Origin of the sequence: Bartonella sp. AS69XJJH (genome assembly GCF_042195585.1) — a bacterium.
GTDB lineage: Bacteria > Pseudomonadota > Alphaproteobacteria > Rhizobiales > Rhizobiaceae > Bartonella.
In genome coordinates this window covers 1-11,514 of record NZ_JBHIOO010000025.1, presented here as the reverse complement: position 1 = coordinate 11,514, position 11,514 = coordinate 1, and the positions used below count along the sequence as shown (strand labels likewise).

At 40.8% G+C, this 11,514-nt stretch carries 8 protein-coding genes and 4 pseudogenes; 2 read left to right on the top strand and 10 right to left on the bottom strand.

What is annotated here, in order from left to right; genetic code table 11:
- The 10 genes and pseudogenes from ACFIK6_RS08440 to ACFIK6_RS08395 form a co-directional block, all read right to left on the bottom strand.
- Positions 1 to 140: pseudogene (locus ACFIK6_RS08440) on the bottom strand (late control protein); the annotation flags it as partial.
- Positions 140 to 394: a tail protein X gene (locus ACFIK6_RS08435; protein WP_375642801.1), complete on the bottom strand. Its 255-nt coding sequence runs from the start codon at positions 392 to 394 to the stop codon at positions 140 to 142. The pseudogene ACFIK6_RS08440 and the gene ACFIK6_RS08435, both read right to left, overlap by 1 nt.
- Positions 391 to 866 (bottom strand): annotated as a pseudogene (locus tag ACFIK6_RS08430) (phage tail protein). Before ACFIK6_RS08430 ends, ACFIK6_RS08435 begins: the two are co-directional and overlap by 4 nt.
- A gap of 13 nt (positions 867 to 879) precedes the next feature.
- The gene (locus ACFIK6_RS08425; protein WP_375677532.1) at positions 880 to 3,084 is read right to left on the bottom strand and encodes a phage tail tape measure protein; all 2,205 of its coding nucleotides are present in this window, start codon (positions 3,082 to 3,084) and stop codon (positions 880 to 882) included.
- Between the two features lie 131 nt (positions 3,085 to 3,215).
- Positions 3,216 to 3,630: pseudogene (locus ACFIK6_RS08420) on the bottom strand (hypothetical protein).
- Between the two features lie 9 nt (positions 3,631 to 3,639).
- The gene (locus tag ACFIK6_RS08415; protein ID WP_026500782.1) at positions 3,640 to 4,158 is read right to left on the bottom strand and encodes a phage major tail tube protein; all 519 of its coding nucleotides are present in this window, start codon (positions 4,156 to 4,158) and stop codon (positions 3,640 to 3,642) included.
- Positions 4,159 to 4,161: 3 nt separating this feature from the next.
- On the bottom strand, positions 4,162 to 5,361 hold the full coding sequence (locus ACFIK6_RS08410) for a phage tail sheath family protein (protein ID WP_375642595.1): 1,200 nt from the start codon (positions 5,359 to 5,361) through the stop codon (positions 4,162 to 4,164).
- An 86-nt stretch (positions 5,362 to 5,447) separates the two neighbouring features.
- Positions 5,448 to 5,657 (bottom strand): 2-hydroxymuconate tautomerase family protein, encoded by a 210-nt coding sequence (locus ACFIK6_RS08405; RefSeq protein ID WP_015856802.1) that lies wholly within the window; start codon positions 5,655 to 5,657, stop codon positions 5,448 to 5,450.
- A gap of 469 nt (positions 5,658 to 6,126) precedes the next feature.
- A complete protein-coding gene (locus ACFIK6_RS08400; protein WP_375642593.1) occupies positions 6,127 to 6,774 on the bottom strand; it encodes a hypothetical protein in 648 nt (215 codons plus the stop codon).
- A gap of 298 nt (positions 6,775 to 7,072) precedes the next feature.
- The gene (locus ACFIK6_RS08395; RefSeq protein WP_375642592.1) at positions 7,073 to 7,708 is read right to left on the bottom strand and encodes a hypothetical protein; all 636 of its coding nucleotides are present in this window, start codon (positions 7,706 to 7,708) and stop codon (positions 7,073 to 7,075) included.
- 1,808 nt (positions 7,709 to 9,516) lie between these two features.
- Between ACFIK6_RS08395 and ACFIK6_RS08390 the strand changes: the two genes are divergently transcribed.
- Positions 9,517 to 10,737: an MFS transporter gene (locus tag ACFIK6_RS08390; RefSeq protein WP_375642591.1), complete on the top strand. Its 1,221-nt coding sequence runs from the start codon at positions 9,517 to 9,519 to the stop codon at positions 10,735 to 10,737.
- Positions 10,738 to 11,272: 535 nt separating this feature from the next.
- Positions 11,273 to 11,514 (top strand): annotated as a pseudogene (locus ACFIK6_RS08385) (phage integrase central domain-containing protein); the annotation flags it as partial.

Below are 11,514 nucleotides of genomic sequence, written 5' to 3'. Positions count from 1 at the left end.
TTATCATCAAACTCTGCTTCAAATGTATCGGCTTCATTACCGGCATGGTCCGTAATGGTTGCGGTTAAAAGACGCTGATAAAAAACCTCATGAACAGGTTTATCTCCCACCTTGACCACAATAAAAGGGTGTGTGCGCATTAATCCCATAGCCGCTTCACCATGCTTTGGGGATTAGACAACACAAATTCAGGCAGAATGACCTTTAAGCCCCGCGGTAAAAGCACACCATATTGGGCAATCTCTGGATTGGCTTCCAATGTAGCTTCTAAATAGCCTTTGAGTAAACCAGCTTGCCTCCGGTCCCCTAATACAGCCATGGCATGGTGAAAGCAGATAAGATCGAGACTCATATCCTCTAACTCTACGACAACATGCTTTTCTGGTATCTTCATGGAGTTTGCCCAACTTGATATTGCCCCACTTGGGTTTGCCCCACCTGAGTTTGTCCTTGCGGTTTTCCCCCATTAAAAAAGGGCAAGAGCGTAATGGAATAGCGAATACGCTGTGATTGACCAGAGCAACTGATATAGTCGTGGTCTTTCGTGATACTGGTGATCACCACGGGTCCATGGAGAAGGACACTATAGGTCGTACATTGATCCAACGAAGCATCTGAACCGGCTTTGCTCTTTTGATCGTTGTGGTGACGGCGTCAATGGCTACCCGATCACCAAATTCTTCTGGAAACCAAACGCCATGAATGGTTTTTGCATCATTGCCATAGCCGGTAAATTGCAAACTGGGAGACCTGCCAAAACGTTCCATACAAACCCATGAGGCAGAAAACTCTTCTTCAAAGGATTGGAAATTCAGCCAGTCCACATAAAATTGATGCGGACCTAACATCATCAAAGGATCTCTCATAGGCTCCCTCCCCTCATTCTGTCCCGCCATGCAGCGCATTAGCGCGTGCACGTTGAATGGCGTGAGCAACCGCACGACCGGTGGCCATGGGTTCACGCGCCCCATTAACATGCACTGTGACATTTTGATTGTGTGTGATGGGGGAACGGTCTTTGTCTCTTTGCTCTCTCACAGAGTAATTGGCATACCCCGCCCCTGCAAATTGTGCAATCGGTTGAATGGTTGTTTTGCCTCCCAAAAAATTTGGCAAAAAACCTCTTACATCAATGGAACCAATCCACCCCTTAATGCGGTGAGATAAAGATTTACAATAATCCATCAATTGTGAGATAGACGACATAAAGCCATCGACAATCGAATTAGCCAGATCTTCGCCCGCTTGTTCCATACCAGCCTTGGCACTCTCCGAGAGCTTTTCCTGTGTAAAAAAACTCTTCAACCATTGCCAAAAGTTGGAAAATCTTTGTTTAACGCCCTCCCACAAATTGCCAAACCACTCGACAACAGAGGAAAGTCCTTGTTTGAACTTTTGCCAATGGGAAGAGAGATCAAAAGCATTGGCGATTATATTTTTCCAACGCGTAATGGTGCTGGTATCTGCACCAAAAAAGCGCATAACAGCTTCAAAGGCTTGCCCCCAAGCCCGTATTATCCCCCGTGCTAAACCATTCATAAAAGAAGAAAAGCGGTCCCAATATTTCCACAGAGCAAAACCAGCTGCCAATATGACCGCCACAACAGCAGCAACCGCAGCCCCTACCGGGGTAAAAATACCCCCCACAACAGAGGCCATGCTCGCTCCAACCACTTCGATCACGGTTCCTATCCAACCAAAGCTACTCGCAAATGCCGCCCCTGAAACAGCAATCCCCCGCAAAGCGCCCATCAATAAGGTCATTGGTCGCAAAAGTCGTAGTGAACTTGCCCCAAGTCCTGCGGTAAGCAAGCCCAGTGAGCGCCCTACGGCTGCTAACCCTCGCCAACTTGCCTTCAGCGTGCGGCTCACAGCCCTCATCTTGATAAAAGAGGCAATCAATTGCAGGACCCCAAGGCGGGTTCCCGCCATGGTAAAGCGCAGCACGCGTAGAGCAATATTAAAAGCCATCAGAGCGGCAATGGTTTTGATGATCACACCGGTTAAAACAGGGTGTTCATTTGCCCATGCCATAAGAACATTGATAAAATTGCCAACAGTTTCCATTAAACTGTTGACAGGGGGCAAAAGCACTTCACCAATGGTAATCCCTAAAGCCACAATGCGGTTTTGCAACAATTCAAATTGTCGCATGGCACCGGTTGCTTGTTTGTCTGCTTCTTGTTCGACAGAGCCTTTAAAGACTTTTGGGTCTTCAACATATTTTAAAGCTTGCCCCAACAATTCGGGATTGCCCACCAATTTAGCAAAATCACCGGTAAAATCGCGCCCAGCAATGGCAATCAGCGAGCGCATGCCCTGTTCTGATTTTGCTAAAACATCAAAAAAGCGTACCAAGGTGCCGGTGGCATCTTTGTCCAGATCTTGCATAAATTTTTCGCGAGAAAGCCCGATATTGGCAAAAGCATCTTCAATATGTTTACCCCCTGCCTGTATGCGCGCACTCATCGCATTAAAACCACGCGCGGCACTCTCAGGAACAATCCCAGCAGAAATCATTGCCGTGCCAAAAGCTGCTGTTTCCCGTGCAGTGAGCTTAAACATGGTTGCCGCACCGGCCGCACGATTGGTAAAGTCAGACACTTCGCTTGCCTTGGCAGCCATGTGGTTAGAGAGATGATTGATAGCATCACCTAAATCTTCAATCCCTGCTTGGCTGGCACTGGTCATCAATTCTAAAACTTCACGCGCCGCTAGAGGGATTTTTGTTGAGGTCTCAAGTGCAAAGCGACGCAATTCTTTTAAACGATGAAGAGGAGCATCCAGAACCTTTTCCAAACCCTTCATGGATTGGTCAAATTGCATGGCTTTATAGAGGGGTGCAATCAAGGTTGCGGTTTGGGCAAGTGCACCCACCATGCGCCCCCGCGCTTGGTTGAAAGCATTTTCCGCATTCCTTGTCGCATCCTCAAGATGCTCAGGGTCAAACCACCCTTTAAAGTGATGCCTTGTCTTGTTTTGGAAATGCGCAACATCTGAACTAAAGGCTGCAAGATCACGCTTGGCAGAAGCTATCCCTTCTTGCAGGTGATTGACAAAACGCACAACAAGGGAAACATCCATGATCGTCTCTTATCCTAACTGATGGCTTTCATATTCTTGGGCTTTAAGGCGTGCGAGTTCTTCTCGATAGGCAATCACATCCAGCCAATCCATCTGGTTAATTTCTGAAGGCGCCCAGTGATAATAAAGGGCTAGTTCTGCTCCAAATTGTCCGGCAGAGAAGATTGGCGTGTGGGGAAAAAAAGCAAAAAACGCCTTAAACACGGCCATAATGTCAACAACATCAAGACGGTTAATCAATTCAACAGATTCATGAGACATATCGGCTAAAAGCACAGCTATTCCTTCCATAGCCTCATGGGTCAATAAAGCCTCACAAAGCTTGGAAATGAGAACATCATTGCTCAAGGGTGTTTTATCCTCTTCCAAGCTAGGCAGAACGAGCTTTGCCAGCTGCGGTCCAATCAACACCGCTAATTGGCGTGCTTGCTTGAAGTTTGGGCGATAAAAGGTCAGTTTCTTGCATAGAGTTTCTTTGCCACTTTTATCTTGATAAAGAAACGGAACCTGCAATTCCACGTCAATGCTGGTTTGTAAACTTGTCATGATCAATTCCTATAAATTGAGAATAGAGCGGCGGCGAGAACCGATCTCTTGCCCATTGCGGACAAGCCAACCGCCCCGTTTAAAAGAAAAGCGGTGCAAAACAGAACCATCCCAAAATTCCGTATAGTCCCAAACATTTTTGATTTCGCAATCATAGCCTGTCGCTTTTCCAGCCGTTAAGCCTTCGCTATCGACTTTGACCAAGCGCCCTGTAACATCAATGGAATGCTCATGCTCACGTCCATCTTCTTCAGAGATCACATGTTTTTTGCCAGTGAATTTATGACGAAGACCAGGAGGACCACCAAAGATGCCGATAATTTCGGGGGTGTGGCTGCGGATTTTCATTTGCAAACCGAGAGCTTTTACACCAAGACCGCTCACATCAATTTGCATATCAGAGCCGCCCGGTTGATAGGTTTCAGTGATTTCTTCCAACGTGGGCAGTTTCAATGTTTCAAGATCAAGGTGAAGATTCACATCATCATCAACAATTAGCGTAAAACCGCGTACAATGCGTAAAGTCATGCTTTAACTCCTTGCTGCTTTGCGATAAGTTTCAAGCGTATCGCCAAATTGATAGGTCATTTTCTTTTGGATATCTTCAGCCAATCGATCAAAATAAGCGCTATTGCGCCGGCTGCCGAAACTTAAATCTTCTAGAGGGGGTACTTCTTCTGCATCAAATTCCACCCGCAATTTTCCCAATTGTAAAGTGCTGTTGGAATTTAAATCGCGGTCAAACCAAACACGGCCACCCAAAAGCGCACCACGCGCAATCATATCATCAAGAAACTGTGTAAGGCTGCGGGTAATGGCAATGACATGTTGACCAGTAAGGTTTTCATCATTCGCCCAAGGGCGCAAATTGTTAATGATGGTTTTTTCCAAGGCTGCGCGAGTGCGCACCACATTGACAAAACGCCAGAGTGGATCACTCGAAGTGGTATGATTGCCCCATAAAATGCGCCCATTGGCAGCAAATTGACCTTGGGCATTTTGGCTAAGGCGTGCTGGAATAAAGGTCGCAATATCGGCTTGGTTGAGGCGATTTGCCTCATGATCAATTTCGCCATCAAAATAGCTAATCGGGCGTGCGGTTCCTAAAATGCCTTTAACATCTTGATTTGAAGGAGACCAAAAAACACCGCCCCTTTGCTTATCACGCTTGATAAACATCGCCGCCACAAAAGGACTTGCCGGTTTAACACTCCAACCACCCTCAACATTTGCCACCCGCACAAAGGGATCAATGAGATAACAAAAGCGTGAGGAAAAATCTGCACGATAGGCAAGGCTTTCTTCCGTGTTTTTACCACCCGTATCAAAAACCGCAATCGCTTGTAGCTTTTCTGCCACTTGTTCCAGTGCATCTGCCACGGGGTTTTTACCATTGTCAAAGCGCCCTGCACTATAAGCCGGTGCCAGTAAAATCCCAGGCTCCACACCTAAATGCCCTCTAGCATGCGATAAGGCATGCACACCAGTCAAAGCCGTATTGGACCCCACCATCTCAGTTTGTGTCTCAGCAATGGTTGATTTTTCTTCCACACGCACAAGGATAATTTGTGCCTCGATCCCTTGCGCACACACGGCATTAATGACATCAAGAGCCGTGCCTCTTGCCCCAAGCTTTTGGATTTTCTCACCCTCATGCGTAAAGACCAACACGGGCTCGTTGAGGGGAAAAACTTGGTTATCAGCATCAGGGGCTGTAACAACCGCTCCAATGGCGGTCTGATCAAATGTTGCTAAAGGACGTGATTTTTTACATTAATTAACCCTATTGACCTTAAATTATTGTCAAATACACAGAGTTATTCTTTATTTTGATCTTTCCTTAATTCTGTAACGGGAACACCATTAATACCCCAATTGTCTGTCTCCACTTCATCAATCACTACAACAGTCGTTTTCGGATTTTTATTCAGAATATTAACTAATAATTGAGTTGCCCCTTCTATTAGTTGCCGTTTCTGTTCAGAGGTAACCCCTTCATTAGTAATTTTAATGTTTATGTAAGGCATAAGATCTCCATAATTTACAAATATTGAATAAAAAAGCTCAAATAAATGAACGCAAAAAGATTAAACATTAATACATAATAACTATGCATTTTAAAGCTCGTATCCACCGGTGAAATATGCAGGCTACTGGAAGCAAAAATAGCATTTATTGATACAGGAGAAAGGAGTTGAGCTGCAATAAAGAAGCAAATCCAAACCAAATAATCCGTAACCCCATAAGCCATCGATTCCCCTAGTAAGGGAAATGCCAAACTAAATATCACCATAGGGTGAATTCCTACTACACTGAAAATTGGCAATACGAAGAGAATACAGGCATAGCGCTGCCAAACAGAAAGTGATGCCAATGAGTGACTAAACGTCACTGGCAACAAAGGAATAAGCAAATCACAAGTAGATATTAGCAGACTACAACCTAGCAACAACATAATTTCACTGGATATACTGCGTATCACTGCCACCAAAGGAGTCAAAAATCAACACTGCGTGAACTTACACGCTCAATGACGTATAGAATGCTTGCCGTCAATGCAATGCTTTCTAGTGCATTCAACCTGATAACTGTCAACGCAATAATAAATGTTAGCCAGAACAATATCAAAAAAATCCAAATTCTTAACCTCTCTCCTTCTTTATTCGCTCTCCTCTCATCGCAAATAATCGGGTTAGCTAGCGGTACAACAGGAGAAATGCACAACAACAACAGACTGAATAGAAAAAGTGGTATCCCCAAAGCAGCGGATGTGAATATTGGTGTTCTAGGCATAGCAGCGAAAACTGTTGCTGCACCAATGCTGGTCGGCATCAGTACCATTGTGATGCTCATCATTCGCATCACAATAGCGGCCAAATGGCGAGAGGGAAAAACACTTTTCTTCAAGGCATCAATCATTAGGGGGATAACCCCCAAACTCATCGGCCAAGCTAGAAACGCAGTCAGCATCGCGATGGACAGGGTAAGCGAACCCTTTCCATAGCGCATCAACCATTCAGAGAGAAATTCTGAAATACGCCATATATTCATCACATGGCGCAACAATCCCATGGCGAGTAATAGCGCGAGTAATAGCCAAAAGACATCAGTAAAACGCACAAGCGCAGTACTAACATCAGGCAAGTGCCAACGCCATATCAACACTAAAGACAAGCCAACAGGATGAACACACCACTGCGTGCATTACCCTTCAACCACCAGTATGGTATCGTCAAAAGCAAATAACCGAAAACAGTTACTCCAGCCAATGGAATAAGAAACCAAGTTCTTATTGAGATAGATATAAGAAAAATGAATAGCATCAGCATCGCCATTATAGCGGATACGGAAGATATACGTATCAGGAAGCTTTTTACATCATCAATGTACATTAATTGTTGAATCTTTGACTGAGTGGCGATTAAAAAGCTGCTCGTACATGTCAGTGACACAAGCGCCCTGTATCCCGCAGTGCACGCGAATTAACTAAAGTCCTAGGCAAAATATATGTATAAAAATTAGGCCCCTCTACTGGATTACCGACCACCCATAATGTATTTTGTATTTGCCCTTTAGTGTCTATAGGATGCTGCCGATGGTCAATATCAATACCACTAGGATGATATCCTTGGTTGGTAAATGGTCGAATAATTCCCTGACCAGCCAAATTCTGGATAAAAGGAGACTCATCACGCAACGGAGAAAAACTATCAATCTTAGCCTTGATCAGCACATCTCCATCAACTGAACTGTTTTCATCTTGAAAAACAGACTGAATTTCGAAACGGCTAGTACTAGCATTGAGAACAAGTTTAGGTGAAGGGCTGCCTGCCAAAGTCACGATACCAGCCTCCATCAGAGCCTTCAACTCTTGGTTTCGCTGCATCGGTGGACCGACAGAAATACGGTTAAAGTTTGGATTAAAATATTCAATAAAGTACTTGTGAGATGAAGACGTTAACCCGCAAAAATCAATTGCTGAACGTAAGATATCACGGACATCTCGTAGCACATCTGTAGCAGCTTTCACTGGGCCATCAACATTACCTGCAGCGGAAGAATGAAGATCTTCCCTCAAATGCTCAATGAAGAATCTTGTATAATCATTCAGAGAGGCGAATATTTTATTTCGATGAGGATACAGCAACGCTTGAATACACTGCTCGTCTTTGGAAGTAACAACATAGGTTTCAGGGTCTAGCCAGTGCCCCAGCTGCGTACTTCGATAGACATAACACATTTCTTTAAGCAACAGAGATAAAAGCTGCTCTAACTATAGTTAATAAAATTTATTAAATCCATTTAGAATAATCTACGATAAAAATAAAAGGGGATAAATTGTACACGAATTAAACACTCTATAAACAGAATAAATCTATAAAAATCAATCTATTCAATAAAATATTCGTAGATTTTTCTGTCTATCTTTATATCTCTCTTTTCTGTCTATCTTTATATCTCTATAGGAGAAATTTAATCACTTTATAGGTGACTTTAAAATATTTTAATAGGATATTACAATTGCTTTAAAAATAATATTCTGATTAATAAATATATTAACAATTATGAAATGATGCGTATACAAAACGGATAAACACAATCAATGTAGTAATTGACTACTTTATAATATAGATTTGTTTGTTTTATCCGTAGCAGCAATAAAAAATTTTGTGTTTTTACATAAATTCAAATTTATTCATTTTTTACATTATATTTTATGCTATTACTTTTAGGTTAATAAAGATCATAGAGTTTTAAACTGATAAGATGCGTTCTTTTCTCGAACGACACTTTTTAAAAAAAGAGTTGATTTAATCAGCGGGAAAAATCAATGGCAAGGCTTATAATTTGGAAACAATATATCGTTATTCGTGAAGGGATGCCGTTTTGGAGCAAGCTAGAAGATATCTATGATTAATGATAAAATTAAGGAGGGATGAATTGGAGAAATTGGATATTTCTTACAGATCATTGAATCGAAAAAAGGATAGTAGATGAAATTTAAAATTCGCCATCTTTATCATGAGATGAAAACTTTAATCACACATCTAATTTCTTTATTTTAAAATATTTTCTTTCCCTTTCAGCAATATTAAAAAATATCTTCAATAAGCGCTCTTTTAAGATGTTATCTCCATGATCAAAGTAACGGTTATCTAACTTCCACTCAGGACACTGTTTTACAAAAGGAAATCATCATTTCAAGATATGGTAAGATGTATGTATTTAGTCACGATGTATCATACAATACTCACTCCTCGTCATATAAGAAATTTAATTTTTATGTGATCGAAATAACAAACCTTGCAAGACATTTTTTTTAATAAATAAAGATGGGTTCTGGAAATAATTGTTTTTAGACGAAAATTGATGCGGAGAAACAGTCAGAGAGAAATGGGGGGATTATAAATTGTTGATGATTATAAAAAAAGATATAAAAAAATTACCCAAAACCAATTTATGGATCATTTCTGCTATTTCATCTGATCAGCAAAGAGAATGGATCAATAAATGGTATGTAAAAAATAGACAAACCTCTATAAATTCTGATGATGTCAATGCTCTTGCTATCTTGGGTTCATTTTATAAATCTAGATACAATAGCCGCTATGTATGTAACAAATCCACAAGCAATTTCCCTAAAAAGGTATCGTCCTCATTTATGAGGCTTGTGTTTCTCCTCATAATCACTTCAAAGTTGCAGCATTTCCACTCGTTAATACGCTTTGAGATTCCTCATGCACCAAAGGTACTTTTAAATTCTGGAGTGGTTATAGAAATCTGCTTTCAACTAATCACTGTATGGAGATATGAAGCAGCCAACTTTTCACAAAAAAACGTTCTCTTCAGTGAACATTCCCACTGTAAAATCTATGGAACAACACAATGAACAGGCCACGCACCCTTGCTCTCACCTATGGATCCTATAATGCTGTCCGCATGCTGATCGGCGTTTACCATGCTATTTTTTTAATGTCCATGGGAGTTAATCTGGCGCAATTAGCTCTACTTCAGGTTGTCTTTTCCACCACCATTCTGCTGCTTGATTTTCCCTGCGCTGTTTTATCTGACAGATATCGACGCAAATATTCCGTTATGGCTGGGGTCGTTATGACAGGAGTATTTTATCTTTTATGCCTTCAAGCTCCCAATATGACAGCACTTATTATTGCGCAAATTCTCTATGCAGCAGGCATTTGCATCATTGTCAGCGCCATTGACGGATGGATTTACCATTCTCTAGGCGATAAACAAGATCACTTTTCACATTATGCTCATCTCTACCACCAGGTTAACTCTTTCGGAAGTATTCTCAGTGGGATTATAGGCATTGGAACGATCTATTACTCTGGACAATATTTTATGGGATATATCATCTCATGCCTCATGATGGGATTTATTTTTTTGATATTCCTTATTGTTCCGGAAGAAAAGAAAACGACAGTTGAAACTTCCAAAACAAAAACAATCTTGCACAATGCCAAGGAAACGCTTTGGATATTTCAAAACACAGTAGGAGGAGCATGGTTTATTTTCCTCATGTGCCTTTTTAGCGCTGGTATTCAGATTATTTATCATTTCTGGCAACCGATAATACTTTCAGGGGGAAAAATTCATCACCTCAATGGTTCGCAAATGCTCATCTTGATGTGCTGCCATATTGGAGCCTTTTCAGCACAATATTTTTCAAATCTACTGATGTCTAAGTATCATGTTCTTGATAAGAAATATAAGAATTCTATAAAATATTTTTCCTTCTTTTCTGCGCTGATGTGCATAACGCTCTATTTTTCAGTTCATAGCCATCAAACTGCTGCATCAGTCATCGCCTTCTCTTTAATCCATGGATTTATTTGCACTGTACCGATAGGGGCAAAAAGCTTATTTTTCTCAGAACTTAACCAAAAACAAACGCAGCATATTTCCGGTGTTGTTGGTGCTGTATCTTTTAGCGGAAGAATATTTTCAATTACAGTATTGAGTATTATTTCTTTTCTTCCTGCAAAAGTTTCTCCATCTTACTACCTAATATTACCGACCATTACTTTCTTCATGTGTGGTTTGGTTGTTATGAGATGGATGAAACATTCTCATAAGTCTCTATGAGAGGAAAATTTTTAAAATTATCACCCACAGTGTTTTCTTCTAAAAGAGATCGATACTTTTTTGAGAGCATTGCCACATCCAACTTTCAACATACAATGCAAATATAAAGCAATATATTGATTTATAATGATAATATAGCAAGCTCGAATATCGTAAGATTCTTTCTTTTCAAATCTGTTTTTATGGTTGAAACAATCAAAATCATTTGCTTGCACATCATAAATAGAAAAAAACATGTAAATAAAAACAATTTAGAAAGAAAAAATACCTCTGATGAACTCCCACAATCAAAGTCTATCCATGGATAGCAGGTATATAATACTCCTCTTTGTATCTTCATAAGTATACAAATAGCGTAGCTCTATAAGGTTTTATATGATTCTAAAGAAACTTTTACGTTTTATACCATTTAAGAGATGCCGTCGCAAAATGAGCTTATACACATTGAAAGATATCTCTTTAACAAAAGTGCATAAATTGGCAACACAAGTATATTTGTGTTTAGAACATTCTTTTTATATGAAAGGCATAATCCCAACGGGATAAACAAAAGCGTAAGACACATAATCTCCATTATTTAAAAGATATTGCTTTAGATGCTTTTGAAAGTCGTAAAGCTGAATTAAAAGGGGATGGTGAGACTTGTAATTGGTTTTTACATTTACGCCTTCATATTCTCCCTAAATTAGGCTGTCTGCCGGTTTCTGAGATTACACAAACAGAGATACGTAATACCCTTGCCCCTATTTGGCATACAAAAGCTGATACAGCTCGTAA